Source organism: Kitasatospora sp. NPDC018619 (genome assembly GCF_044391605.1).
Classification (GTDB): domain Bacteria; phylum Actinomycetota; class Actinomycetes; order Streptomycetales; family Streptomycetaceae; genus Kitasatospora.
Map to the genome: position 1 here is coordinate 310,116 of NZ_JBISAI010000004.1, position 25,989 is coordinate 336,104.

Annotated in this window: 24 protein-coding genes; 8 read left to right on the forward strand and 16 right to left on the reverse strand. The window is 74.5% G+C overall.

Annotated elements, in window-relative coordinates; all coding sequences use genetic code 11:
• The first annotated feature begins 20 nt into the window (after window positions 1-20).
• Window positions 21-920 (forward strand): phosphate ABC transporter ATP-binding protein, encoded by a 900-nt coding sequence (locus ACH5AR_RS08580; RefSeq protein WP_396300606.1) that lies wholly within the window; start codon window positions 21-23, stop codon window positions 918-920.
• Here the strand turns inward: ACH5AR_RS08580 and ACH5AR_RS08585 are convergent.
• On the reverse strand, window positions 901-1,809 hold the full coding sequence (locus ACH5AR_RS08585; RefSeq protein ID WP_396300607.1) for an HAD family hydrolase: 909 nt from the start codon (window positions 1,807-1,809) through the stop codon (window positions 901-903). The genes ACH5AR_RS08580 and ACH5AR_RS08585 overlap by 20 nt on opposite strands.
• 160 nt (window positions 1,810-1,969) lie before the next feature.
• Here ACH5AR_RS08585 and ACH5AR_RS08590 point away from each other — a divergent pair, with 160 nt between their 5' ends.
• From ACH5AR_RS08590 to ACH5AR_RS08600, 3 genes are all read left to right on the forward strand, one after another.
• Window positions 1,970-2,161, forward strand: coding sequence for a hypothetical protein (locus ACH5AR_RS08590; protein WP_396300608.1), 192 nt, complete (start codon window positions 1,970-1,972; stop codon window positions 2,159-2,161).
• A 101-nt stretch (window positions 2,162-2,262) separates the two neighbouring features.
• Window positions 2,263-3,150 carry an LLM class flavin-dependent oxidoreductase gene (locus tag ACH5AR_RS08595; RefSeq protein ID WP_396300609.1) on the forward strand — a complete coding sequence of 296 codons (888 nt, stop codon included), beginning with the start codon at window positions 2,263-2,265 and terminating at the stop codon, window positions 3,148-3,150.
• Window positions 3,151-3,307: 157 nt separating this feature from the next.
• Window positions 3,308-5,764, forward strand: coding sequence for a hypothetical protein (locus ACH5AR_RS08600; protein WP_396300610.1), 2,457 nt, complete (start codon window positions 3,308-3,310; stop codon window positions 5,762-5,764).
• Between the two features lie 84 nt (window positions 5,765-5,848).
• On the opposite strand, the gene ACH5AR_RS08605 is transcribed toward ACH5AR_RS08600, so the two are convergent.
• Genes ACH5AR_RS08605 through ACH5AR_RS08620 form a run of 4 tightly spaced genes read right to left on the reverse strand, consistent with a single transcriptional unit; the run spans window position 5,849 to window position 9,708 of the window.
• Entirely contained in the window at window positions 5,849-6,376 is a 528-nt protein-coding gene (locus ACH5AR_RS08605) for a hypothetical protein (protein WP_396300611.1), read from the reverse strand.
• Window positions 6,373-6,987 (reverse strand): hypothetical protein, encoded by a 615-nt coding sequence (locus ACH5AR_RS08610; RefSeq protein ID WP_396300612.1) that lies wholly within the window; start codon window positions 6,985-6,987, stop codon window positions 6,373-6,375. The genes ACH5AR_RS08605 and ACH5AR_RS08610 overlap by 4 nt, the downstream gene beginning before the upstream one ends.
• Entirely contained in the window at window positions 6,984-9,266 is a 2,283-nt protein-coding gene (locus tag ACH5AR_RS08615; RefSeq protein ID WP_396300613.1) for a hypothetical protein, read from the reverse strand. Before ACH5AR_RS08615 ends, ACH5AR_RS08610 begins: the two co-directional genes overlap by 4 nt.
• A 13-nt stretch (window positions 9,267-9,279) precedes the next feature.
• The gene (locus ACH5AR_RS08620) at window positions 9,280-9,708 is read right to left on the reverse strand and encodes a hypothetical protein (protein ID WP_396300614.1); all 429 of its coding nucleotides are present in this window, start codon (window positions 9,706-9,708) and stop codon (window positions 9,280-9,282) included.
• 214 nt (window positions 9,709-9,922) lie between these two features.
• On the opposite strand from ACH5AR_RS08620, the gene ACH5AR_RS08625 reads away from it, so the two are divergent.
• The 4 genes from ACH5AR_RS08625 to ACH5AR_RS08640 all read left to right on the forward strand — a co-directional run bounded on the left by ACH5AR_RS08625 (window position 9,923) and on the right by ACH5AR_RS08640 (window position 13,530).
• The gene (locus ACH5AR_RS08625) at window positions 9,923-10,900 is read left to right on the forward strand and encodes an ABC transporter ATP-binding protein (protein WP_396300615.1); all 978 of its coding nucleotides are present in this window, start codon (window positions 9,923-9,925) and stop codon (window positions 10,898-10,900) included.
• Window positions 10,884-11,783: an ABC transporter permease gene (locus tag ACH5AR_RS08630; protein ID WP_396300616.1), complete on the forward strand. Its 900-nt coding sequence runs from the start codon at window positions 10,884-10,886 to the stop codon at window positions 11,781-11,783. Before ACH5AR_RS08625 ends, ACH5AR_RS08630 begins: the two co-directional genes overlap by 17 nt.
• Window positions 11,784-11,810: 27 nt before the next feature.
• Window positions 11,811-12,728 carry an ABC transporter ATP-binding protein gene (locus ACH5AR_RS08635; protein ID WP_396300617.1) on the forward strand — a complete coding sequence of 306 codons (918 nt, stop codon included), beginning with the start codon at window positions 11,811-11,813 and terminating at the stop codon, window positions 12,726-12,728.
• Window positions 12,729-12,813: 85 nt separating this feature from the next.
• Entirely contained in the window at window positions 12,814-13,530 is a 717-nt protein-coding gene (locus ACH5AR_RS08640; RefSeq protein ID WP_396300618.1) for an ABC transporter permease, read from the forward strand.
• Between the two features lie 70 nt (window positions 13,531-13,600).
• On the opposite strand, the gene ACH5AR_RS08645 is transcribed toward ACH5AR_RS08640, so the two are convergent.
• From ACH5AR_RS08645 to ACH5AR_RS08695, 11 genes are all read right to left on the reverse strand, one after another.
• A complete protein-coding gene (locus ACH5AR_RS08645) occupies window positions 13,601-14,842 on the reverse strand; it encodes a CynX/NimT family MFS transporter (RefSeq protein WP_396300619.1) in 1,242 nt (413 codons plus the stop codon).
• Between the two features lie 64 nt (window positions 14,843-14,906).
• On the reverse strand, window positions 14,907-15,629 hold the full coding sequence (locus ACH5AR_RS08650) for a FadR/GntR family transcriptional regulator (protein WP_396300620.1): 723 nt from the start codon (window positions 15,627-15,629) through the stop codon (window positions 14,907-14,909).
• A gap of 105 nt (window positions 15,630-15,734) precedes the next feature.
• On the reverse strand, window positions 15,735-16,580 hold the full coding sequence (locus ACH5AR_RS08655) for an HAD family hydrolase (RefSeq protein ID WP_396300621.1): 846 nt from the start codon (window positions 16,578-16,580) through the stop codon (window positions 15,735-15,737).
• Window positions 16,581-16,633: 53 nt separating this feature from the next.
• Window positions 16,634-17,908 (reverse strand): serine--tRNA ligase, encoded by a 1,275-nt coding sequence (gene serS, locus ACH5AR_RS08660; protein WP_396300622.1) that lies wholly within the window; start codon window positions 17,906-17,908, stop codon window positions 16,634-16,636.
• A 536-nt stretch (window positions 17,909-18,444) separates the two neighbouring features.
• The gene (gene pheA / locus ACH5AR_RS08665) at window positions 18,445-19,380 is read right to left on the reverse strand and encodes a prephenate dehydratase (RefSeq protein WP_396300623.1); all 936 of its coding nucleotides are present in this window, start codon (window positions 19,378-19,380) and stop codon (window positions 18,445-18,447) included.
• 168 nt (window positions 19,381-19,548) lie between these two features.
• Window positions 19,549-20,874 carry an iron uptake transporter deferrochelatase/peroxidase subunit gene (efeB, locus tag ACH5AR_RS08670; protein ID WP_396300624.1) on the reverse strand — a complete coding sequence of 442 codons (1,326 nt, stop codon included), beginning with the start codon at window positions 20,872-20,874 and terminating at the stop codon, window positions 19,549-19,551.
• Window positions 20,875-20,879: 5 nt separating this feature from the next.
• Entirely contained in the window at window positions 20,880-22,901 is a 2,022-nt protein-coding gene (locus tag ACH5AR_RS08675) for a FixH family protein (protein ID WP_396300625.1), read from the reverse strand.
• Between the two features lie 12 nt (window positions 22,902-22,913).
• Window positions 22,914-23,429, reverse strand: coding sequence for a copper chaperone PCu(A)C (locus ACH5AR_RS08680; protein WP_396300626.1), 516 nt, complete (start codon window positions 23,427-23,429; stop codon window positions 22,914-22,916).
• A complete protein-coding gene (locus tag ACH5AR_RS08685; protein ID WP_396300627.1) occupies window positions 23,426-24,085 on the reverse strand; it encodes an SCO family protein in 660 nt (219 codons plus the stop codon). The genes ACH5AR_RS08680 and ACH5AR_RS08685 overlap by 4 nt, the downstream gene beginning before the upstream one ends.
• Before the next feature lie 77 nt (window positions 24,086-24,162).
• Entirely contained in the window at window positions 24,163-24,912 is a 750-nt protein-coding gene (locus ACH5AR_RS08690) for a YcnI family protein (protein ID WP_396300628.1), read from the reverse strand.
• Between the two features lie 175 nt (window positions 24,913-25,087).
• The gene (locus tag ACH5AR_RS08695) at window positions 25,088-25,918 is read right to left on the reverse strand and encodes a hypothetical protein (RefSeq protein ID WP_396300629.1); all 831 of its coding nucleotides are present in this window, start codon (window positions 25,916-25,918) and stop codon (window positions 25,088-25,090) included.
• Window positions 25,919-25,989 lie beyond the last annotated feature (71 nt).

The following is a 25,989-nucleotide window of genomic DNA, read 5'->3' on the forward strand; positions in this document are numbered from 1 at the left end:
GCGCCCGGAGGACCGTTCCGATGACCGACGCACCACTGACCGACACCCCGCCGACCGACCCGGTCGCCGACACCATCACCCTCCCGCCGGTCGCCGCCGCCCCGTACGCGGGCCACCGGGACGCGGGCGCCCGGCCCGGTGAGCCGCTCGCCGGGCTGGAGACCCGGGACGTCTCCGCCTGGTTCGGCAGCCGCAAGGTGCTGGAGCGGGTCTCGCTGGCGATGCCGGCCGGCGAGGTCACCGCGCTGATCGGCCCGTCCGGCTGCGGCAAGTCCACCTACCTGCGGATCCTCAACCGGATGCACGAGATGGTGCGCGGCGCCGCGCTCTCCGGCGAGGTACTGCTGGACGGCGACGACGTCTACCGGCCCGGCCGCCGGCCCGCCGAGGTGCGGCGCCGGATCGGCATGGTGTTCCAGCGGCCCAACCCGTTCCCGGCGATGTCCATCCAGGACAACGTCGCCAGCGGGCTCAAACTGGCCGGGATCAAGGTCTCCAAGGAGGAGCGCCAGCACCTCGTGGAGACCAGCCTGCGCCGGGCCGGGCTCTGGGACGAGGTGTCCACCCGGCTGCACACCCCGGGTGGGGCGCTCTCCGGCGGCCAGCAGCAACGCCTGTGCATCGCACGGTCGTTGGCCGTCTCGCCGGACATCCTGCTGATGGACGAGCCGTGCTCCGCGCTCGACCCGACCTCCACCCGGCGGGTCGAGGAGACCATCGCCGAGCTGCGCGGGCGGCTCACCATCGTGATCGTCACCCACAACATGCAGCAGGCCCAGCGCGTCTCGCAGACCTGTGCGTTCTTCCTGGCCACCCACGACACCCCGGGGCGGATCGTCGAGGCCGGGCCGACCGTGCAGGTCTTCGGCAGCCCGCGCGACCAGCGGACCTCGGACTACGTCAACGGCCGCTTCGGCTAGGGCGCGTCCGGTGGCTCCCGGCCGGGCCGGAGGCGTCCTCGGCCCGGCCGAGGCCGAGCAGCTCCTCCAGCACCGCCGCGACGCCGTCCTGCTCGTTGCTCAGGGTGTGCAGCGGCACCGCCGCCAGCACCTGCGGGTGCGCGTTGGCGACGGCGTACGCGGTGCCGGCCCAGGCCAGCATCTCCAGGTCGTTCGGCATGTCGCCGAAGGCCACCACCGCGCTCCGGTCGATCCCGTGCCCGGCGCACCAGCGGGCCAGCGTGCTGGCCTTGGTGACGCCGGGCGCGCTGATCTCCAGCAGCGGGATCGACGCCGAGCGGGTGATCTCCGCCAGGTGCCCGGCCGCCACCCGGGCCTCGGCGAGGAACTTGTCCGGGTCGAGGTCCGGGTGCTTGGCCAGCAGCTTGAACAGGCCCCGGACCGGCCCGCCGGCCCCGAGCAGCTCCTCCGCGGAGCCGACCTCGTGCTCCAGCTCGTCGCCCCACATCGGCACCGCGTACCCGGCCTCGCGGGCCCAGCCGCCCGGGTACTCGAAGGCGAACGCGGTGCCGGGCAGCTCGGCCCGCAGCGCCTCCACCACCGCCAGGGTGGTCTCCACCGGCAGCGGGAAGGTCTCCAGCAGCTCGCCGCGCCGCACGTCCACCACCGCGCCGCCGTTCGAGCAGATCGCCACCCCGTGGCCGCCGATGTGCGGGCTCACCTGCTGCATCCAGCGCGGCGGCCGCCCGGTCACGAACACCACCTGCACCCCGGCCGCCTCGGCCGCCGCCAGCGCCGCGGCGGTGCGGTCGGTGACGGTGCCGCCGGAGCAGAGCAGGGTGCCGTCCAGGTCGGTGGCGATGAGGCGGGGCGCGGTACGGGGTTCGGTCACCGGTCCATCTTCGCCCATCGGCGCGGCCGGGTCACCGGGCCCGGCCCGCGGCCCCCGACGGCCCGCGAAGTGATCAAGCCCTTCATGCGCCGTTTCCGGCCGATCCGCCCGCCCCGGGGTGCCCGGCCCACGGCGGCGGGCATGACTGCCCACGGCCACCCCGTCGGCAGGAAGAGCCATGCCCACACGCCAGCTCAGCGACCAGCCGCCCTCCTCCGCCCGCCCCGACACCCGCGCCCCGCAGGCGTCCGACGACGCCTCGCGCGAGCCGGTCCTGCTCGGCGACGTCCTCTTCCACACCCTCACCGACCTCGCCCGCCGCACCCGCGCCCCCTCCCTCCCCGCCCAGCGCACCCGCCCCCACCCCTAGGGCGTGTCTGGCAATTCGCGTCGGACACGCCCTGGCGCCCGCCGGCGCCCCCGCCCGGAGAACACCGCCCCGCCCCGGCCCGGTCGGCATAGGGTCGGGGCATGCGACTGAGCACCGTGATCCTCCCCGTCCACCGGTGGAGCGAGGGGCAGAAGATCTGGCGGCGGGCCGAGGAGCTCGGCTTCCACACCGCGTACACCTACGACCACCTGAGCTGGCGGTCCTTCCAGGACGAGCCGTGGTTCGGCTCGCTGCCGACGCTGACGGCGGCGGCCACGGCGACCGAGCGGCTGCGGCTGGGCACGCTGGTCACCTCGCCGAACTTCCGGCACCCGGTGACGCTGGCGAAGGAGCTGATCACGCTGGACGACGTGTCCGGCGGGCGGTTCACGCTGGGCATCGGGGCCGGCGGGACGGGCTTCGACGCGACGGCGCTCGGGCAGGAGCCGTGGTCGCCGCGGGAGCGGGCGGACCGCTTCGGGGAGTTCGTGCCGCTGCTGGACGAGCTGCTGCGCAACGGCGCCACCACCCGGCAGGGGACGTACTACTCGGCGGTCGAGGCGCGGAACGTCCCCGGCTGCGTGCAGAGTCCGCGGCTGCCGTTCTACGTGGCCGCGACCGGCCCGCGCGGGCTCGGGCTGGCCGCCGAGCACGGCCAGGGCTGGGTGACGTACGGCGACCCGAAGGGCCCGGCGGACGTGCCGGTGGAGCAGGCGCCCGGGGTGGTCGCGCGGCAGATCGACAGGCTGACGGCGGCCTGCGAGGCCGTCGGCCGGGACGCGGCCGGGCTGGAGAAGGTGCTGCTCCAGGGCTCGACGGCGGAGAAGCCGCTGCGGTCGGTGGACGCCTTCGTCGACTGGGCGGGTACGTACCGGGAGCTGGGCATCACCGAGCTGGTGATCCACTGGCCGATCCCCGACTCGATCTTCGACAACGACCTCGCGGTCTTCGAGCGGATCGCCACCGAGGGCCTCGCGCAGCTGGGTTGAGCCGCCGAGCGCACCGGGCCGGAGCACCCCGCGGGGTGCTCCGGCCCCGTCGTGTCGTCGGCGGGCGCTAGGATCTGGCCGATTTCCGGGGGCGGCGTCCGACGCCCGTGATTCCGCAGCCCCGGGCGAGCGCGTCGAGTCCACAGCGAAGGACGGCATGACCACAGAGATATCCCGAGGCGGCGGACTGCGCCGGGCCACCGCGGTGGCCCTGACGGCGGTGACCGGCCTCGCGGCGGCGGGCCTGGCCGCGCCGGCCGCCTCGGCCGGCACCGCACCGGTGCACAGCGTGATCTCCACCGGCGCGGTGTGGACGGCGGACACCCGCGTCTACCTCCAGCCCGACGGCGGGGACCGGACGTTCTGGTTCCTCGTCAAGGGGGCCGGGGTGGCCGGTGGCAACAGCGTCACCTTCACCTCCTCCGCCGACCCCTCGCAGACCGTCCGGGCGGCCTTCGGCGGCGACGAGCAGGGCGCACCCTGCTGGACGCCCAAGGGCTCGCCGGACAGCACGTGCCGGGTGACGGTGCACTTCCCGGGCGCCGCCGCGCTCGGCCACTGGGAGATGACCGGGGTGGAGCTGGCCCAGCCGGACGGCTCGGTGTACCGGCAGCCGGTCACTGCCGCCATCGGCACCCAGCTGAAGGTGCCGTCGGTGGAGCTGACGGCCGGTGCCAACCCCGTCCAGGCCTCCGGGTTCGCGCTGAGCGCCACCACGGTGGACAACCGGGCCCAGGCCCAGACCGTGACGATGTCGATGAAGGCCACCGACACCGCGGGCCGGATCACCCAGGTCGGCCCCGAGCTGACCGGGGACTGCTGGAGCAACGCCTTCGACCTCGGCTGGTCGGGCGACACCGTCACGATGAAGATCACGGTGCCGACCAGCGCCGTGACCCCGTGCGTGGTCACCTCCGTCAGGGTGACCGACGACAGCCAGCGGGACTTCGAGGCCAAGGCCCCGGCCGGGCTGGTCGTCACGCCGCTCCAGACGCCGGCCAGTGCCGTGACGATCGGTGACGTCTCCTTCCAGCACCAGGTGTCGCCCGACGGCGGCAGCGCGCCGGTCTCCTTCCCGGTGAGCGACTCCGTCCCGATCTCCCGGGTCACCGTGACCGCCCACGGCCCGGTCGCCCCGGGCTGCGCGCCGACGGCCTCGACCGACCTCCCGCCCGGCACCCTCGCCACGAACGTCTCGCTGTCGTTGCCGTTCGCCGCGGCCGGGACGACCGCGGACGGCTCGAAGCCGACGGGCTGCCAGCCCGGGCTGTACGCGCTGGAGATCGCCGTCACCGACGCCAACGGCACCCAGAGCCACGGCGCGGCCGGCACCCCGCCGGCCAGGCCGCTGGACATCTCGGTGGGCAGCGCGGGCACGTACGTGGCGACGGCGCCGCAGCGCCTGCTGGACACCCGCAACGGCGGCACGCTGCGGGGCCGCGGCACCGCCTCGCTGAAGGTCGCCGGCACCGCGGGCATCCCGGCCGACGCGGTGGCCGTGGTCATGAACGTCACCGCGACCAACGCCGGGGACACCGGGTTCGTCACCGTCCACCCGGCCGGCCGGCCGGCCCCGACCACCTCCAACCTGAACCACACCGCGGGGCAGACCGTCCCCAACGCGGTGACCGTCCAGCTCGGGGCCGACGGCGCCGTCGAACTGCTCAACGGCTCGGACGGCGACCTCGACCTGATCGCCGACGTCACCGGGTACTACGTCCCGGACACCACCGGCGCCGTCTACACCGGCTTCACCCCCAAGCGGGTGCTGGACACCCGGCCCACCCACGTGCCGCCCCGCGGCACCGTCACGGTGAACCTGTGCAGCCAGGCCCGTATCCCGTACGACGCGACGGCGGCGGCGCTCAACGTGACCGTGACCGACCCCCGGGACCAGGGCTTCCTGACGGTCTACCCGCACGGCCAGGCGCTGCCGAACGCGTCGACGCTCAACTTCACCCCCGGGCAGACGGTCTCCAACATGGCGGTCGCCCGGCTCGGCGACGGCTGCCTGGTGGACGTCTTCAGCTCGGCGTTCGCCCCGGTCGACATCGTGGTCGACACCTCGGGCTACTTCGTCCCGGACGACAGCGGCCAGACCACCGACGGCGTGCTGGTCACCGGCACCCCCGTGCGGCAGTACGACAGCCGCCAGGGCGGCGGCCCGATCCCCGGCGGCAGCTCGCTGCTCGGCTGGGGCCTGAAGCCGCGGGACTGGGGCATCGGCTCGCTGCTGCTCAACGTGACGGCCACCAACCCGACCGAGGACAGCTTCGTCACCGTCTACCCGGACGGCGGCCCGGCGGACTCCGCTCCGACCGGTGCCGGGCTGCCGGACGCCTCGAACCTGAACTTCACCGCCGGCCAGACCATCCCCAACCTGGTCAACGCCGCGGTCGGGGCCAACGGGTACGTGGACTTCTTCAACCACGTCGGCAGCACCGACCTGGTGGTCGACATGTTCGGCTACTACACCACGGGCGTCGGCGCGAAGTCGGCCGCCGCGAGCGCGCGGTCGGCGGCGCCGGCCGCGCCGGGGAGCGCCGCCACCCGGCCGGTGAACCCGCTGGAGCTGCCGGCCGCCCCGGCGCGGACGGCGGCCGGCAGCCCCTGACCGCCCCGGTGTGACGGACCGACGGGTGCCGCCCCCCAGGGGCGGCACCCGTCGCCGTTGCGGAGGCGCGGGCGGGGGCGGGGGCTACCGGGCCTCCAGCTGCTCCGCCCCGCCCGCGCAGCCGAGTTGCCGCTCGGCGGCCCGCCGGGCGAAGCCGCCGGCCAGCTCGCCCATCCGCGCCCGGCCGGGGCCGTCGGCGAAGGCCGCGCCGTCCTTCCCGGTGACCCTGAGGACGGCCAGGTAGAGCTCCGTCCGGCCGTTCAGCGAGCAGCCGAAGGAGGCCGCGCCCACGCCGGCGCCGCCCGTGCCGACGGCCGTGGTCCCCGCGTCGGCGGTGAGGGAGCGCCCGTCCTCCCCGGAGATCCGGCAGTGCAGGGACGGCTTGGCCCCGTCCGCCGCCGGCAGGTACTCCGTGGTCGCGAAGACCCGCGGGGCGCGGCCCAGCAGCGCGGCGATGCCCGGGTCGTCCAGCAGCCCCCGGCACTCGCCGTGCGACAGGGCCACGGCCGGCGGCCGGTAGGCGGTGCGGTCGAGGTACACGTGCCAGCCGAGCAGGCCGGCGCCGAGCAGCAGCGCCGTCCCGCCGGCCGCCAGCGCCCGGGGACGCCTCATGAGCACAGGTCCTTCCTGGTCTGCGCCAGCGCGGCGCGGGCGAGCTCTTCGAGGTCGCCCCGCACGCCGTCGCCGGAGCCGGCCGGGGTGCGGACGGCCTCCCCGGCGGTGACCTCCAGCTGGAGGTGGTCGTCCGGCCCGGCCGCCGCGGTCAGGCAGCTCGCGGCCACGGCGGCGCCGCCCGGCCACGAGGCGCCGAGCCCGGCGACCTCGAAGGGGCGCGCGTCCGGCCGCCCGGCGCCCGCGGCGGTGAGGGCGAGCGCGCCCTGGCTGCGGACGGACGTGAAGGTGAGCGCGGTGCGCCCGTCGACCCGGATGACACAGGTCCGCGGGTCGCGGCCGGCGTAGGCCTTCGTCTGCTCCTCGGTGTCCTGGTCGCCGTCGGGCAGCAGTCGGCCCAGTGGGGTGTCGGCGCCGGTGGGCAGGTGGCAGAGGCGGGCGGCCCGGCCGGGCGGGTCGGTCGGGCGGTGGCCCTGCCAGTCCCGGTAGCCGACGAGGCCGGCCGCGGCCACCGCCGCGACCAGCACGGCGGGCAGCACCAGCGGGTCGTGCAGCCGCCCCGCCCACCGGTTCGCCTGGTGGCGGCCCCACCGGGCCGCGGCGTCCTTCACGCGCCGCCCTTCGCATGGTCGACGTGGTTGTTGACGACCCCGTTGCTGTACCCGTTCATCACGTTGATCCCGGCGCTCTCGGCGAGGCGGTTGACGTCCTCGCGGCTCATCCCGGAGGTGGAGCCGGCGTCCTTGACGGCCTGCTTGACGCTGCCCACCGCCTGGTTCTGGCCGCCGGCGTTGCTGTCGCGCGCCGTCTGGTCGCCGGCGGCCGTGGTGTCCTGCTTGTTGGCCTCGACGACGCTCTCGGCGATCGAGTCGATGATCTGGTCGGCGATCTCGCCGCCGAGCGGGATCTTGTCGGTCACGGTGCCGATGACGGCGCTGAAGGCGTCCTTGCCGTAGCCGACGTTCTTCTCCAGCGCCTCGTTGAACTCCTTGTCCGACTCGGCCTGCTTGTAGTGCACCTCGTCGACCCGGGCCTCGTTGAGGATGCCGCTGGTAATCCCGCCGGCGTGGGCGATGTTGTTGATGTCGACGTTGAGCCGGGCGAAGTCGGTCTGCCCGCCGTCCATGTGGCCGCGGATGAGGGCGGTGGTGTACGCCTGGTTGGCGTTGACCACGGCGCCGTAGGACTCCGGGTCGCGGCCGAGCGCGTCCATCAGCCCCTCCACGGCGGACTTGCCGAGGTTGGCCGGCGAGCCGTTGACCGGCAGCTCGTGGGTGAGGGCGAGCGCGTTCTGGACGTCGCCGATGTACTCGGCGCTCATGTGCCCGAGGCTGCCGCGCAGGGCGGAGAGCTTGCCGTCGCCCTTGATGTCGTCCAGCCCGCCGTCCTCGCCGTGGCGGCCGAAGGTGTCCACGACCCGCTTCATCAGGTCGGCCTGCTCGGTGGTGTGCCGGGCCGGCGGGACGGGCCCCGGCTCGTCGTACGGGTGCCCGGTCGTGGCGGCCTCCAGGGCGTGGCCGAACGCGGCCGGCCCGGCCTGCTTGCTCGCGTCCCACACCTTGGCGTCCCGCGAGCTGGTGTCCGGGACCCAGTCCTTGTCGTGGGCGTAGTACGTGAAGTAGTCCGCCGGCTTGGGCTTGCCGTCCCGGTCGACCGTGCCGTCCTCGTGGTACGCGGTCGGCTGCTCGGTGAAGAACCTGTTGGCGGCCTCCGGGCTGTGCGCCAGCGCCTCCAGGACGGCCGTGGTCGGGCGGAAGCCCGCGCCGGCCTCGTCGCCGCCGGCGAGGTTGAAGCCGTGGATCGCGGAGCCGGGCATCGGGGCCGGCCAGTAGCGGTCCCGGGTGTCGAGCTGGGTGACGTGCTCGGCGATCGGGTTGATGAAGTGGGCGTCGTAGTTCCCGTTCATCAGGATGCCGGAGAGCACCTGGTAGCCGTACGGCACGTAGTCCAGGCCGGACGCCCGGTAGGGCTTGTCCCAGACCGGCTGGGAGCCGGCCTTGCGCAGCGCGGCTGCCCACTCGTCGGACAGGTGCGGCTCGTTGGTGGTGCGGGTGGCGGTGGCCAGGCTGAGCCCGAGGTTCTTCTGGAGCTCCGCGTAGCCCTTCCAGCGCGGGGACTTGTCGTCGCGGGGGTGGGCCGGGTCGCCGACCATGCTGTTCCAGGTCTTGATCAGGCCGTCCGGGCCGAGGTCCCGGTAGAACGCGGTGGCGAACTTCGGGTCGTTGCCGTGCGAGGCCAGCAGTGAGTTCAGCTCGGTGAGTTCGGGCTCGGTGATCTCCCCGCCCCGGGCCGCGAGCTGGGCGGCGCGCCGGCCGTCGGCCTCCGGGCCGCCGCCGATCGCCTTGCCGTTGAAGGACTTCTGGGCGTCGGTCGTGCTGTCGGCGCGCAGCGCCCAGGCGATCCGCTCGTCGGCGGCGGTGGCCTCGGCGACGGCGGCGTCGATCGCCTTGCGGGCGGCCTCCGCCTTGTCGCCCCACTCCTTCTGGTAGTCCCGCAGGGCCTCGTAGTCGTGCCGGGTGGCGTTGTCGGCCGGCGGCCAGCTCACGGTGCCGTTGTCGGTGACGGTCAGCCCGGCCGCGCGGGCGTCCGCGACGGCCTTGTCGAGCTTGGCCCGCGCCGCCTTGAACTCGGTCGACGCCTCGGTGAAGATCGAGGCGAAGGCGTTCGCCTCGGTGACGGCGGCGGTCAACTGCTCGTTGGTGCGCTGGAGTCCGGGGCGGGCCCGGTCGGCCGCCGGGCCGCTCCAGCAGGCGGAGCCGACCTGCGCCAGCACGGTCGTGTCCCAGTCCTCGTCCAGCGACTTGAGCTTCTGGGCCACGGTGGTCCAGGCGGTGACGGCGGTGTCCAGGACGCCGAAGTCGGCGGTGCTGAGTTCGTGGAAGTCGACCATCGCGGTGGTCCTCTCAGTTGCCGAGGTCGTACTGGACGGCCGACTCGTTCTGCCGGTAGTTGGCGGCGCTGGCGCGCAGCGCCTGGGTGGTCTGCCCGATGGTGCTGCCGAGGGCGGCGACGCACTGGTCCCAGGTGCCGGCGGCGCCCGCAGCGGCCTTGCCGGTGCTCCAGTTGGCGAGCGAGGTGGAGACCTTGGCGGTGGCCTCGTCGGCGGCCCGGCCGTCGGTGTTGAGCCGGGCGTGGATCTGGTCGGAGTTGTTGCCGGCGGTGGTGAGCGCGTTGGTGTCGGCGCTGAAGCCGCCCCCGCCGCCCGCCGCCGAGGCCGAGTTGAGCCGGGTCCGGGCCGCCTCCTGGGCGCGGGCCCGGTCGGTCAGGTTCCCGTCCGCGTCGTACGCCCAAGGGTTCATCATCCGGTCGAACGCGGTCGCCCGATCAGACATGTCGATCGCTCCCCCTCCGTGCCGGCACGCTGTCCCGGCACCCCCGTCGGCAAAGAACTCGTCACGTGCGTAAAGAGTTCGACAAAGGGTACAGGCGAGTTCCGCTTGGCCGGACCCCTAGGGGTGCGGGGGCCCGGCGTCATACCGCAGCAGCAGACGGGCTCGTCATTCGTGCTCATGGCCCTTGCGGCACAGGACCGTTACGTTGGTGGGCGTGTCCACAGCTGTCATCAAGACGGACGGCCTCACCAAGAGGTATCCCCGCGTCACCGCCCTCGACCAGCTGACCGTCGAGGTGCGGCCGGGTGTGGTCGGTCTGGTCGGGGCCAACGGCGCGGGCAAGTCCACCCTCATCAAGATCCTGCTCGGGCTCGCCCCGGCGTCCTCCGGCCGCGGCGAGGTCCTCGGCCTGGACGTCGCCACCCGGGGCTCCGAGATCCGCGCGCAGGTCGGCTACATGCCCGAGCACGACTGCCTGCCGCCGGACGTCTCCGCGACGGAGTTCGTGGTGCACATGGCCCGGATGGCGGGCCTGCCCGCCACCGCCGCCCGTGAGCGCACCGCGGACACCCTGCGGCACGTCGGGCTGTACGAGGAGCGGTACCGCCCGATGGGCGGCTACTCGACCGGCATGAAGCAGCGGGTCAAGCTCGCCCAGGCGCTGGTGCACGACCCGAAGCTGGTGCTGCTGGACGAGCCGACCAACGGCCTCGACCCGGCCGGCCGGGACGAGATGCTGGCGCTGATCCGCCGGGTCCACACCGACTTCGGCATCTCGGTGCTCGTCACCACCCACCTGCTCGGCGAGCTGGAGCGGACCTGCGACCACCTGGTCGTGATCGACGGCGGCCGGCTGCTGCGCTCCTCCTCCACCGCCTCCTTCACCGAGGCGACGGCCGTCCTCGCGGTCGAGGTCGGCGACTTCCCGGAGGACCACGGCCGGGAGCCGGGCCCGGCGGTCGGCGAGCGGCTCGCCGCGGCCGGCCTGTCCGTCCAGCCCGAGGGCTCGCACCAGGTGCTGGTCCGGCTGGCCGACGAGTCCACGTACGACGCCATCCGCGACGCCGTGGCCGGCCTCGGCCTCGGCCTGGTGCGGCTGGAGCAGCGCCGGCACCGGGTCGCCGAACTCTTCACCGACGCCCAGGACACCGAGCAGAGCAGGGGAGGGACGAACGATGCCGCTGCCTCCTGAGACCAGGCCCGTCGACACCGGCGTCATCCACGACATCGGCTACCGCGGCTACACCGGCCCCCGGCTCGGCCGCTCCTACGCCACCCGCGCGCTGTTCACCCAGAGCCTGCGCGCCGCGTACGGCCTCGGCCGCTCCGGCAAGTCCAAGGTGCTGCCGATGCTGGTGCTGGGCGTGATCACCGTGCCCGCGACGATCTTCGTGGCGGTCTCGATCGTGATGAAGCGCGACGAGCTGCCGGTCGAGTACTCCGGCTACCTCTCGGTCTTCAGCCTGGTGATCTCGGTCTTCCTCGCCTCCCAGGCGCCGGTGCTGTTCTCCCGGGACCTGCGCTACCAGACCGTCCCGCTCTACTTCTCCCGCCCGATCACCCGCACCGACTACGTCCGGGCCAAGTTCGGTGCCATGGTCTGCGCCCAACTGCTGCTGATGACGGCCCCGTTGCTGGTGCTGTACATCGGGGCGCTGCTCGCCGGGATGGACTTCGGACACAACACCGGGCACTTCCTGTACGGCCTGGTCGCGGCCGTGCTGTACGCCCTGGTGCCGACCTCGGTCGCCACGGTGATCGCGGCCTCCACCCCGCGCCGCGGCTTCGGGGTGGCCGCCATCATGGGCTACCTGGCGGTCAGCGCCGCCCTGGGGGCCGCCGCGGTCGGGATCAGCAACCGCAGCACGACCGGCTCCGACGCCCCGCAGTGGATGTCGCTGATCTCGCCCACCGACCTGGTGGAGTCCCTGGTCAACGAGTTGTTCGGGCTCGGCGAGGGCCTGGACCGCCGGCACGCGCCGGGCGGGCTCGGGCTGGCGGTGTTCGCCCTCGTCGCGGTGGCCATGGTGGTCGGCTCGTACCGGCTGCTGCTGCGCCGCTACCGCCGTGTCTAAATCCAACGCAGTGTCTGAGAGGGCGGCATGGCCACCATCAGCATCGACAAGGTCTCCCGCTGGTTCGGGAACGTGGTCGCGGTCAACGACATCACCATGTCTATCGGCCCCGGCATCACCGGTCTGCTCGGCCCCAACGGGGCGGGCAAGTCCACCCTCATCCACATGATGAGCGGCTTCCTGGCCCCCTCCAGCGGCACCGTCACCCTGGACGGCGCGCCGATCTGGCGCAACCAGGAGGTCTACCGGCAGATCGGCCTGGTGCCCGAGCGGGAGTCGATGTACGACTACCTGACCGGCTGGGAGTTCGTCCTCGCCAACGCCGAACTGCACGGCCTCGCCCAGCCGGGCGCCGCCGCCCGCCGGGCGCTGGACCTGGTGGAGATGGCCCACGCCAAGGACCGCCGCACCGGCACCTACTCCAAGGGCATGAAGCAGCGGGTCAAGATGGCCTCCGCGCTGGTCCACGACCCGTCCGTGCTGCTGCTCGACGAGCCCTTCAACGGCATGGACCCGCGCCAGCGGCTCCAGCTGATGGACCTGCTGCGCCGCTTCGGGGCGGACGGCCGGACGGTGCTGTTCTCCTCCCACATCCTGGAGGAGGTCGAGCAGCTGGCCCGGCACATCGAGGTGGTGGTCGCCGGCCGGCACGCCGCCTCGGGCGACTTCCGCCGGATCCGCCGGCTGATGACCGACCGCCCGCACCGCTACTTGGTCCGCTCCAGCGACGACCGCCGACTCGCCGCCGCGCTGATCGCCGACGGCTCCACCAGCGGCATCGAGGTGGACGAGCGGGAGCGGGCGCTGCGGATCGAAGCGGTGAACTTCCAGGGCTTCACCACCCTGCTGCCCCGGGTCGCCGGGGAGGCCGGCATCCGGCTGTACACCGTCTCCCCGGCGGACGAATCGCTGGAGAGCGTCTTCTCGTACCTGGTGTCCGCGTGAGCGAGCGAACCACCGCGAGGCGCGCGCATCAGCCGAAGCGAGGAGAGCGCATGACCGCCGTTGCCCAGGAAGGGGCCGACCGACCATGAACCCCACCGTCGCCGGACTGACCCTGCGCGGGCTGCTGGGCCGCCGCCGCGGTCTGCTGCTGCTGGTGGCACCCGCCCTGCTGCTGCTCGTCGCGGTCGTCGCGCGCGCCTCCAGTGCCGACCCGCACGACATGGCCGGCAACATCCTCGGTGCCCTCGGCCTCGGCACCCTGATCCCGATCCTCGGGCTGGTGGTCGGCACCGGGGCGATCGCCAACGAGATCGACGACGGCTCGATCGTCTACCTGCTCGCCAAGCCGCTGCCCCGGTGGCGCATCGTCACCACCAAGCTGGCCGTCGCGATCGGCGTCACCTGGCTGTTCTCGGTCGTCCCGACCCTGCTGGCCGGGCTGGTGCTGGTCGGCACCCAGGACGGCGTGGCACTCGGCTACACCGTGGCCGTGCTGGTCGCCGGGGCCGCGTACAGCGCGCTGTTCCTGCTCCTCGGCGTCGTCACCCGGCACGCGGTGGTGGCCGGGCTGGCGTACGCGCTGATCTGGGAGTCGACGGTCGGCAACTTCGTCGAGGGCGCCCGGACGCTGAGCATCCAGCAGTGGGGGCGCGCGGTGGCCGAGGCGGTCGCCGGGCAGGACGCCATCCGCTCGGACGTCTCGCTCGGCGCGGCCGTGCCGCTGCTGTTGGTGGTCACCGTCGCGGCGACGGTGCTCGCCTCGGTGAAGCTGGCCGGGATGACCCTCGCCGGCGAGGAGTGAGCGGGCCCCGAACGGCGACGGGCCCCGGACACCGCAGGGTGTCCGGGGCCCGTCGTGCTGCCGGAGCGGCTCAGAGGGTGCGGTTGCGGCCCGCGCCCCAGCCGGCCGCGCCGACCACCAGGACCAGCACCAGCATCAGGACCAGCGGCGTCTCCCAGCCGCCGGTCAGCTGGCGCAGCGCACCGGCGCCGACCGGGCCGGCCGCCGCCACCAGGTAGCCGATCGCCTGCGACATCCCGCCCAGCTGGGCGGCGCCCGCCGCGGTGCGGGTGCGCAGCACGATGAACGCCAGGCCCAGGCCCAGTGAACCGCCCTGGGCCACGCCCAGGATGGTCGCCGACACCCACGCGGCGGGGACCGGGGCGACCAGCAGCAGGGCGATGCCCAGCCCGTTCAGGGCGACCATGGTCAGTGCCAGCCCGCGCTGGCTGGTCATCCGGCCGGCCATCAGCGGCACCAGGAAGGCGCCCGTCACCTGCACCAGGTTGGAGAAGGCGAAGACCAGACCGGCCTGGCCGCGGTCCATGCCGTGCTCGGCCAGGATGGTCGGCATCCACGCGACCAGGGTGTACACCAGCAGCGACGAGATGCCCATGAACAAGCTGATCTGCCAGGCCAGCGGGGACTTCCAGATGCCCTCGATCGGCCTGGCCGGCGCGGCGGCCGCGGCCACCGCCTCCCGCTGCTCCTGGCGGGAGCGCAGCACCTGCGGCAGCCAGGCCACCGCCGCGACCAGCGCGAGCAGCGACCAGGCCCCCAGCGAGGCCCGCCAGCCGCCGCCGAGCGCGTGCTCCAGCGGGACGGAGGTGCCGGCCGCGACGGTGGCGCCGACCAGCATGGTGGTCGAGTAGACGCCCGTCATGGTGGCCGCGCGGTCCGGGAACTCGCGCTTGACCAGGCCCGGCATCGACACGTTCAGCACGGCGATCGCCACGCCGATCACCACGCAGCCCGCGTACAGGGCCGCCACCGAGGGCAGCACCCGCAGCAGCACGCCCGCGCCCAGCACCAGCACCGCGCCCAGCACCACCCGCTCCACGCCGAAGCGGCGGGTCAGCCGGGGGGTGAGCGGGGCGCCGACGCCCTGGAACAGCACCGGGACGGTGGTGATCAGCCCGGCCGCGGTGGCCGACAGGCCGAAGGTCCGCTGGATCTCGCCGACCATCGGGGAGACCGCCGCCAGGCAGGCGCGCATGTTCGCCGCGACCAGCACGATGCCGGTCAGCAGCAGAAGCGGATGGGCCAGCCGGGCGCGGACGGGGAGCGGGGCAGGAGCGGTGGCAACCGGCTGCTGGGCACGGGTGACGGCCATGGGCGTGCTGTTCTTTCGTGAATGTGCGTGGATGCGGGCAGGCGGAAGGGCGGCTCGCGCCGTCCTACTTCCGCGCCGCGATGGCCGCGAGCAGCTGCTCGACGGCCGCGGTGGGCTCCGCGAGCAGCGCGCGGGACGCCGCCTCGGCCCGGTCCGGGTCACCGCTCTCGATCGCGTCGACCAGCGCCTCGTGGGTGGCCACGACGGCCTCGGGCATCTCGTGGTCGCCGAAGGCGGAGGTCATCGCCTCGCGCACGGAGGCGCCGAAGTAGCGGTACACCTCGGCCAGTGCGGGGTTGTGGGCGGCCTCGACGACCGCGGTGTGGAACTCCAGGTCGTGCTCGACGGTGGCCTCGCGGCTCGCCCGCTCGGGGTGCGCCGCGAACACCTCGGCCTCGCGGGCCAGCGCGGCGCGCATCCGCCGGATGTCCTCGGGGGTGTGCCGCAGCGCGGCCAGCCGGGCGCCCTCGGTCTCCAGCGCGGCGCGGACCTCCAGGACGTCCCGGATGCCCGAGCGCTGGACGCCGCGCAGGACGGACGCCGGGTCGCTGGTGGAGCGGACGAAGGTCCCCTCGCCCTGTCGGGAGACCAGCATGCCGGCGTGCGCCAGCACCCGGATCGCCTCCCGCACGGTGTTCCGGCCGACGCCCAGCCGCTCGGCGAGCTCGTGCTCGGTGGGGATCTGCGACCCGACCGGCCACGCCCCGTCCGCGAGCTGCGCCCGCAGCTGCTCGATCGCGGTGTCCACCAGGGAGCGCCGCCCGGCCGCCTGCAGACCGCCGTTCATGCCGGACCTCCCTTCCACACCGCTGGTCATGGGTCATCCTACGACCACTTGTCCGGTCATCCTACAACCGGAGCGGGGCAGGAGGGCCCACCGGCCCCCGTGGGGTCAGGACCGCGGGTAGAGCCGCTCCAGGACCATGGCGACGCCGTCCTCGTCGTTGCTGCCCGTGACGGCGTCGGCGACGGCGAGGAGTTCCTCGTGGGCGTTGGCCATGGCGACGCCGTGGGCGGCCCAGCCGAACATCGGGACGTCGTTGGGCATGTCGCCGAAGGCGATGGTGTCGGTGGCGCGGACGCCCAGGCGGCGGGCGGCGACGGCCAGGCCGGTGGCCTTGGACAGGCCGAGCGGGAGCAGCTCGACCACGCCGGCCCCGGCCATCACCACGCCGACCAGGTCCCCGGCGGCGCGGCGGGCGGCGTCCGCGAGCGCGTCGTCGGTGAGGGCGGGGTGCTGGATGTACAGCTTGCTGAGCGGGGCGTCGAGGAGGCCGCCGCGGTCGACCCGGACGACCGGCAGGTCGGAGCCGATCAGCAGCTCGTAGCCGGGGCCGGCGAGCACCTGCCCGTCGAGGCCGTCCTGGTTGGCGGCGATGGCCAGCGGCCCGGTCTCGGCCTCGATCTTCTCGATCGCGAGCGCGGCGAGCCGGCGGTCCAGGGTGAGCGAGGTGAGCAGCCGGTGCGCCCCGGCGTCGTACACCTGGGCGCCCTGGCCGCAGACCGCTATGCCGGTGTAACCGATCTCGTCGAAGACCGGGCGGGCCCAGACGGCCGAGCGCCCGGTGACGATGATGTGCAGCGCGCCCGCGCCGGTGGCCGCGGCCAGGGCGGCGCGGGTGCGCTCGGAGACGGTCTCCGAGCTGGTGAGCAGGGTGCCGTCGAGGTCGGTGGCGACCAGCCGGTAGGGCAGGTCGCCACCGTCGGGGGAGCCGTGGCGGGGGCTGGCGGTGCTCATGGGCCGTACGTCTCCCGGGGGTTCACAGGTGGTGCTGGGCGGGGCGGGCCGGACTACTCGACCGGTTCGAGGACGCGCCGCCCGCCGAGGTACGGCCGCAGCGCCTCGGGCACGACGACCGAGCCGTCGGCCTGCTGGTGGTTCTCCAGGATCGCCACGATGGTGCGCGGGACGGCGACGAGGGTGCCGTTCAGGGTGGCGAGCGGTCGGGTCCTGCCCTCCTCGCGCATCCGGATCGACAGCCGGCGGGCCTGGTACTCGGTGGTGTTGGAGGTCGAGGTGACCTCGCGGTACTTGCCCTGGGTGGGGATCCACGCCTCGATGTCGAACTTGCGCGCGGCCGAGGCGCCGAGGTCGCCGGAGGCGACGTCGATCACCCGGTAGGGCAGCTCCAGCGCGTTGAGGAAGTCCTTCTCCCACTGGAGCAGGCGGCGGTGCTCGGTCTCCGCGTCCTCCGGAGTGGTGTAGACGAACATCTCCACCTTCTCGAACTGGTGGACGCGGATGATGCCGCGGGTGTCCTTGCCGTAGGTGCCGGCCTCGCGGCGGAAGCAGGACGAGTAGCCGGCGTAGCGCAGCGGCAGCTTGTCGGCGTCGAGGATCTCGTCCATGTGGTACGCCGCGAGCGGGACCTCGCTGGTGCCGACCAGGTACCGGTCGTCCTCGGCGAGGTGGTACACGTTCTCGGCGGCCTGGCCGAGGAACCCGGTGCCGTCCATGGCGGCCGGGCGGACCAGGGTCGGGGTGATCATCGGGATGAAGCCGGCCGCGGTGGCCTGGGCGATCGCCATGTTGACCAGGGCGAGCTCCAGCAGCGCGCCGACGCCGGTCAGGTAGTAGGACCGCGCACCGGCGACCTTGGCGCCGCGCTCGGTGTCGATCGCGCCGAGGATCCGGCCGAGCTCGACGTGGTCGCGGGGCTCGAAGCCCTCGGCGGCGAAGTCGCGCGGGGTGCCGATCTCCTCCAGGGTGACGAAGTCCTCCTCGCCGCCGACCGGAGCGGCCGGGTCGATCAGGTTCGCCAGCGCGCGGAGCAGGCGGTCGGCCTCCTCCTTGGCCGCGCCCTGCTCGACGTCGGCGGCCTTGACCTCGGCGGCCAGTTCCTTGGTGCGCTGGAGCAGGGCGGCTTTCTCGTCGCCCTTGGCCTGGGCGACCTGCTTGCCGAGCACCCGCTGCTCGCTGCGCAGTTCGTCGAAGCGGCTGCCCGAGGACCGGCGCCGCTCGTCGGCGGAGAGGAGGGCGTCGACCAGGTCGACGTCCTCGCCACGGACGCGCTGCGAGGCGCGCACTCGGTCAGGGTCCTCACGGAGCAGGCGAAGGTCAATCACAGGCCCAAGCGTACCGGGCGGCCGTTCCTCCACCGGTACGCCTTTTTCCCTGGGGATAACTTCGCCGGACCTGTGGATAACTCCTGTGGGGAACGCTCTTCGGCCGAGTTATCCACAGGCCGGGGCCCGGGCCTGTGGACCAAAGGGGAGGGCCGGCCTCCGGGCGAGCGGACTGGGGAATTGAGGTTTCAAACCTCAATGAACCTTCCCGGGTGAGGGAATTGAAGCACTCGGACGGGTGATTTGGTGGCAACCGGGTGACTCTGGTCCGATTGGTCATCTCTGCGACGCAAACCGATGGTCCGACCAGTTCTGGGCAATGGCTATACCGGTTTGTCGACTCGTCCCCAGGCCTGTGGATAACTCCGGGCTGTGGACAGCGGGAGCCCTGTGGACAGCGGGTCCCGGCTCCGGGCGGCCTGTGGACGACGGGTCGGGCCGCCCGCCCCGGCCGATCTGTCGGGTCGGAAACAGTCGGAAATGGTCGGAAAGACGAAAGATGCCGTCAGGATGGCCGGAGTCGGGCGGCGGGCGCCTCAGTCGTCCGCGCGGCCGTCGAGCGCGCGGGACAGCCAGTCCGCCGCCGAGGTGAAGTCCCCGTCCGAGGTCCCCGGCCGGCGGTGGGTGGACTCCTGCCGGTCGGCGCGCGGATAGGAGCCGAGGTACCGCACCTGCGGGCAGATCCGCTTGAGCCCCATCATCGCCTCGCCGACCCGCCGCTCGGACAGGTGGCCCTCGCAGTCGATCAGGAAGCAGTAGCTGCCCATGCCCTCGCCGGTCGGGCGGGACTCGATCCGCATCAGGTTGACGCCGCGCACCGCGAACTCCTGGAGCAGCTCCAGCAGGGCGCCCGGGTGGTCGTCCGGGAGCCAGACCACCATGGAGGTCTTGTCGGCGCCGGTCGGTGCCGAGATCCGCCCCGGGCGGCCGACCAGCACGAACCGGGTCGCCGCGCTCTGGGCGTCCGCGATCTCCTTGACCAGCGGCTCCAGCCCGTAGATCGGCGCCGCGAACTCGCCCGCGAACGCGCCGTCGTAGCGGCCCTCGGCGACCAGCCGGGCGCCGTCCGCGTTGGAGGCCGCCGACTCCCAGGCGGCGTCCGGCAGGTTGGCCGCCAGCCAGCGCCGCACCTGCGGCTGGGCCACCGGGTGGCTGGTCACGGTCTTGATGTCGGACAGCTCGGTGCCCGGGCGCACCAGCAGCGCGAAGGTGATCGGCAGCAGCACCTCACGGTAGATCATGAGTGCGGTGCCGGAGGCGAGTTCGTCGTTGGTCGCGGTGACGGCGCCCTCCACCGAGTTCTCGATCGGGACGAACGCCCCGGCCGCCTTCCCGGCGCGCACCGCGTCCAGCGCCAGGGCCACCGAGGACAGCGGCACCAGCTCCCGGGTCGCCGCCTCGGGCAGCGTGTGCAGGGCGGCCTCGGTGAACGTGCCGGCCGGTCCGAGGTAGGTGTAGCGGGTGGCCGACATGACGCCTCCGGGAGTCTCGGTGCTGCGCGGGCAGGATGTGCCGAAGTGGTCACCCTAACGACTCCGCGGCCCCGGCAGCCAAGCGTTTCGGCGACCGGGACCGCGGCGGTGGCTCCGGGGCCGGCCGGCGGCGCCGGGGCGGGCCGGCGGCGCCGGGGCGGGCCGGAGCTACCCGTCCAGCAGCTGCTGGCCGAGGTACCCGCCGGGCGGCACGCCCGGCGGCAGTGCGTACAGCCCGCCGGCCTCGTGCCGCAGGAAGCGGGAGAGGCCGTCGCCCCGGGAGAGCTTGCGCTGCACGGGGGTGAAGCCCCTGCGCGGGTCGGACTGGAAGGCGAGGAAGAGCAGCCCGGCGTCCGGCGAGCCGTCCGGCAGCAGCCCGTCGTGGTACGAGAAGCCGCGCCGCAGCATCGCCGCCCCGCCGTTGGCCGCCGGGGCGGCGACCCGGATGTGGGCGTCGGCGGGGATCGCCAGGGTGCCGTCCGGGCCCTGGGCGGCGAGGTCGACCGGGGCGTGCTCGCCGGCCCCGGCGGGCGCGCCGAGCGGGGCGCCGTCCGACTTGCGCCGCCCGATCACCCGCTCCTGCCGGTCCACCGGCAGCGCCTCCCAGTGGTCCAGCAGCATCCGGATCCGCCGGAACACCAGGAACGAGCCCCCGGCCAGCCAGGCCGGCCGGTCCTCGCCCGCGGTGCAGAACACCGTGGCGGCGAAGCCCTCCTCGTCCGGCCGGGGGTTGTTGGTGCCGTCGATCTGGCCCATCAGGTTGCGTCCGGTCACCGGCCGGGCGGCGGCGCCGGGGGTACGGGCGAAGCCGGCCGACTGCCAGCGCAGCGCCGCGGTGCCGGCCGCCAGCCGCTGGAGCACCCGCAGGGCGTGCACCACCACCAGGGCGTCGTCCGCGCCGATCTGGACGAACAGGTCGCCGTCGCCGCGGGCCGGGTCGAGCGCGTCGCCGGGGAAGGCGGGCAGCGGTTCGAGCCCGGGCGGGCGGCGGTCGGCCAGCCCGGTCCTGTCGAACAGCGCGGCGCCGAAACCGACGGTGACGGTGAGCGAACAGGGCCCGGCGTCCAGCGCGACCTGGTTGTCGAACTCCTCGGCCGGCTCCCCGGCGGTCAGCCGCTCGGCCGCCCTCGTCCAGCGCTGCAGCAGGGTGCGCAGCCCGTCCCGGCCGACGCCCTCGGCCAGGTCGAAGGCGGCCAGCTGGACCCTCGCCTGCGGCGGGTCGGTGATCCCGGCCTGGTGCTCGCCGTGGAACGGCACCCGGCCCGCGCCCAGCGCCCCGGCCCGCCCTGCCGCGCCCGCGCCGCCGCGGCCGGGCCGGTCGTAGGCGACCGCCCCGGCGGCGCCCGCGCCGGCGCCGACCAGCAGCCCGGCCCCGGCGGTGCCGAGCAGCGCCCGCCGGGTGAACCCCGCGGGCCCCGCCGGGCCCGGGGCGGCCGCGTCCTGGTCCGCCGGGCCCGGGGCGGCCGCGTCCTGGTCCGCCCGAACGTCCGTCATCCCGCTCACCCGATCCTGAACTGCTGCGTCGGGGTGGTCTGGTCGATGTCCGAGGAGCGGATCTGCACCGACACCACCCAGTTGCCCGCCAGCGGCAGCTGCGCGGTGCCGCTCCAGCGGCCGGTGCCCTCCGTGGTGAGCGCGACCGGCAGCGGGCCGAGGTCGCGGTCCGGCAGGGTGAAGGCGAGCTGCACCTCGGGGACGTCCACCGGCTGCCCGTCCGCGCCGTCCAGCGCGAGCCGCACGTCGTTCGGCCCGGTCCCGGCCGGGTTGAGGGTGACGGTCGCGGTGCCCTTGGCGTTCGGCGTCCGGCCCTTGGTGTCGTACGGGAGCTTGAGCTCGACGGTGCGGCCCGGCTCGGTCTGCGGCGCCGCCGCGGGCCCGCCGGCGGCCGGCGCGGCGGCCGACCCGGCCTTCACCTCGCCCGCGACCCGCCCGGGCGGGGAGTTGGTGAGCATCGTGGTGACCACCAGCACCGCCACCGCGACCAGCGCCTCGACCAGCACCGAGCGGCGCAGCCCGGCCCGGGTCGGGGTCAGCCCGCGGTCGCGTCCGGCGCTGCGCAGGGCGGCCCGCTGGCGCTCCAGCTGGGCCTGCCGGACCGGGTCCTCGGGGTGCGCCGACACGGCGACCGGCTCCGGCAGCTCGGCCGGGGCGACCTCGACCGCCTCGGCCGGGGCCGAGCGCAGCCTGGCCAGCCAGGAGCGGGAGATCCAGGCGACGCCGAGCATCACGGCCACGCAGCCGCTCTTCACCAGCAGCAGCCGCCCGTACTCGGTGCCGGTCAGCGCGCCCCAGCCGCCCAGCCCGCGCCAGGACTGGTAGACGCCGGTCACGGCCAGCACGGCCACCGAGCCGAAGGCGATCCGCGAGAAGCGGTCCACCACCTCGGCGCCGACGCCCTCGCGCAGCGCGACGAGCAGTGCGGCCAGCCCGCCCAGCCAGAGCGCCATCGCGATCAGGTGCAGGATGCCGAGCGGCAGCGCCAGCCAGACCTGGATGCCCACCGAGGCGTGGTCGGCGCCGACCCAGGTCGCCGCGAGGGCCACCGCCAGCACCAGCCCGGCCACGCCGAGGCCCAGCCGGACCTCGTGCTGCGGGCGTTCGGCGGCCCGCCGCTCCAGCTCGCGCAGCTCGGCGGCCTCGGCGTCCTCCTCGGCGGCCGCGCCGGCTCCGCCCTCCGGCTCGTCCCGCGGCGCGGGGACGACCGGCCGCTGCGGCTGCCCCAGCTGGCCGACCAGCAGCGACAGGAACACCCCGCCCGCCGCGAGCAGCAGCAGCCGGGCGGCCAGCGCGGTGCCGATCCGCTCGTCCAGCGTGGCGCGCACCAGCGAGAGGTCGAAGGCCTGCCCGATCCCCGAGCCGCGCTCGTACGGGCCGCGCAGCATCAGCACCGCGACGGTGGAGACCAGCAGGGCCGTCCAGCCGGTCATCAGCAGCCGTTGCACCCGGCGCCGGGCGGTCCCGGCCGGCCAGCAGACCAGTACGAAGCCGGCCACGCCGACCAGCAGCGCGAAGGCGGCGTAGGCGACGGTGCGCCCGGTGCCGTAGAGGGCGGCGACCAGGCCGTCGGCGTCGGCGCCCTGGAGCGCGGTCGCCGACACCGAGGTGTCCGAGGGCGCGCCGACGGAGAAGGTGAACGCCCCGCCGACCGGGTGGGAGTCGTCCGAGACGGCCCGCCAGGCCACCGTGTACGTGCCGTTGGCGAGCCCGCTGCGCAGCCCGACCCGGGCGGTGTTGCCCCGGCCGTCGGCGTGCGCCGGGCTGCCGGTGTCCACGGCCCGGCCGGCCGGGTCGAGCACCCGGACGGAGTCGCCGGAGAGCGAGACGGACTCGCTGAAGGTCAGCGTCACCGCCTGCGGGGCGGTGGCGACCACCGAGTTCTGCGGCGGGTCGGTGGAATCCAGGGTGGCGTGCGCGGAGGCCGGCCCGGCGCCCGCGAGCATCAGCGCGAGCAGCGCGCCGAGCACTCCGAGCACCCCGGCGATCCGGTGGTGGGTGGCCTTCTCCAGGCCGGCCGACTGCATGGTGGCGGTCCCCTAACTCTGGCCGGGGCGGTAGGTGAGCTCCTTGACCGGCACCTTGACGGCGATGGTGCCGGACTTGGCGAAGGTGAGGTCGAGTTCCAGTTCGTCGCCGAGGGCCGGGGCCTTCTGCCACCCCATGATCATGAGGTGGTTGCCGCCCCGGGCGAGCTGCAGCTCGCCGTGCGCGGGGACGTCGAGGCGGTCCACCTGCTCCATGGTCGACGCGGTCGAGCGGTGCATGGTGACCGACTCCGCGGCCGGGCTGGTCACCTTGAGCAGCTGGTCCTGCCCGCCGTCGTTGCGGACGGTCAGGTAGCCGGCCGCCATCCCGCCGGCCGGGGGCAGCGGGATGTAGGAGTCGGCGACGCTGAGCCGGGCGGGGCCGGCGGAGGCGCCGTCCCGGCCGCCGGTGCCGCCGTCCGTCCCGCAGGCGGCGAGGAAGGCGCCGCCGCCCAGGGCCGTGGCGACGACGGCGCCGAGCAGGGCGCTGCGGCGGAAGCGGCCGGTTCCGGTCTGCACGGAGCTCACGCCGCGACCCCCTTGGCGAGCAGCGGGAGGTCGTGCTCGTAGGTCTTCTCCTCGGTGCCGCTCATGTAGAGCACGTGCGCCTTGTCGTCCGAGGGGAGGAAGGCCAGCACCTGCGCGCCGTGGGTGGAGGTGACCGTGCCGTCCGCGTTGACCACCGGGTCCTCGATCATGATGCCGAGCGACCTGGCGGCGGTCTTCACCTTCGCCAGGTCCCCGGTGAGGCCTATGAAGTCGCTGCCCATCGAGTCCAGCCAGGTGCGCAGCACCGTGGGGGTGTCGCGGTCCGGGTCGGTGGAGACGAAGACGACGTTGATCTTCTGCCGCTCCTCCGCGGGGAGCGCCTTCATCGCGACGCCGATGTCGCCCATGGTGGTCGGGCAGACGTCCGGGCAGCTGGTGTAGCCGAAGAACAGCAGGGTGGCCTTGCCGTCGGTCTGCCGGCGCAGGTCGAACGGCCGGCCCGAGGTGTCGGTCAGCTGGAGGTCCGGCTTGTCGAAGTTCTTGGCGAGCTTGGTGCCCTGGTACGGGGTGTCCTCCTTCTGCCGGGTGACCTTGGCGGTGCCGGAGTCGCCGCCGGAGGAGCCGCAGGCGGAGAGGGTCAGGGCGGCGGCCAGCGCGAGGGCGGCGGCGCCGGCCAGTCGGGTGGTGCGGGGCATGGGTGTTCCGATCGTGCGCGGTGGACCGCCGGCGGGGCCGTACCCGGAACCCGGGCACGGCCCCGCCGGCGCGGGGGTCAGGAGGCGGAGCTGCCGTTCTTGCGGCGCAGGCCGAGCACGCCGACGGCGGTGCCGATGACGCCGACCACGATGCCGACGACGCCCAGGGTGCGGGCGGTGGAGTCGCTGGACCCGGCGCCGTCCGAGGCGGCGGCGCGGTCGGAGCTGTCCCCGTGGGCGGCCGCGGCCGGGGAGGCGGTGACGCCGTGGCCGTCGCCCGCGGCGGCCTTGGTGAGCTTCAGGACGGGCGCGGGCTTGGCCGGCTCGGGCTGGCCCTCCTTGGACTCGTCGATCCAGCGGGCGATGTCGCCGTTGTCGTAGGTCTGGAGCGTCTTGAACTCCAGGGTGTCGGTGTCGGTCGGCAGCGGGCCGAGCGAGACGCGGAACTCCTGGAACTGGCCGGGGGCGATCCTGGTACCGGCATCGGCGGTCCAGGTGATCTTGGAGACGGCCTCGGTGACGTCGTTGCCGTGCACCTTGACGGGCTTGTCGAGCTTGGCCTTCTCGACGGTGGCCGTCCAGCCCGGCAGCGGCAGGGTGCGGACCGAGGCCAGCGGGTGGTCCAGCGGGAGGTTGACCTCCAGCTTCACGGTGCTCGCGGTGTCGCTCTCGTTCGGCACCCGGAAGTCGACGGCCGTGTAGCCGCCCTGGGCGGCCGCGCCCGGGTTCACGGTGACGTGCGCGGCGGCGGGGCCGGCCAGCGCCAGCACGGACGCGGCGGCGGCGAGGGCGACGGCGGCGGTACGGCGGGTGGGAAGGGAACGCATGGGGCGGGTCTCCGATCGGAGCTCGGCGGCGGGTGCCGGGCGCGGGCGTGAGCCGTGCCGCGGGGCCGCGGGGGCGTGGGGGGCAGGGCCTCGGGCCGCCCCGGTGGTCGGGAACGGCCGGACGGTGCGCACACCCGGCACCCGGGACGGCCGAAGGGCCGCCGGGAGACGCCGGTCAGTACGCGAGGGCCCCGCACGGCGGGCCGCGCCGCACCACGCTGTGCCGCAGCACCGCATCGGAGGGCAGGAGTCCCTCGCCGCCCCGGGCACCGAACCGGCGGACCGGACCGGCCACCGCGAACAGGCCCCGTAGCACTGCTGCCACCAGGGCGAACGCGGTACGCAGCGGCGCCGCCCAGTGCACCCGGGCGGCCGTGCCGGCCACCCGCAGCAGCCGCCACAGCGCCGCCTCGCCGCGCCGCAGCCACCAGCCCGCGACCAGCGCGGCCCCCAGGTGCCCGGCCAGCATCGACGGCGTCATGCCGAAGAGGCCGGCCTGCCACCAGGGCGCGGCGGCGAAGGCGTGCGGGTCCAGGCCCGCGGAGGAGACCAGCTGCTCCGGGGAGGGGCCGCCGGGCAGCCCGAGCAGGGTGCCGGGCCGGGCCTCGTTGCAGATCAGCCGGCCGGCCACCTGCGGCACGGTCAGCGGGCCGGAGCCGGGGGCGCCGTGGTGCATCCCGGCCATGGCGCCGGGGAGGCCGTTGAAGCCGTGGAAGAGGCAGTGCAGTGCGAGCTGCCCGGCGCCCAGCGCCCCGGCGATGGCCGCCAGCGAACGCTCCCGCCCGCCGCAGACCGCCGCGAACGCCAGCGTCCCGGCGAAGCCGAGGGCCAGTGCCGTCGGCGGCACGTTCCCGCCGCCGGCCAGGGCGTGCCCGGCGGCGGCTATCAGGGTGCACACCAGCGCGAACGGGACCGCCCGGGCAAGCCGCAGGTCCCAGGCGGCGGACCCCACCGGCTGAGCCGGTCCGGGGGCGCCCGGGAGCGGGGCGGCGGCGAGGGCAGTCATGGCCGGGCCATCCTCTCATTGCGTACGCCGCCGACACGGGCAGGGTGGGAAATCCTTATGAATGCCCCTTT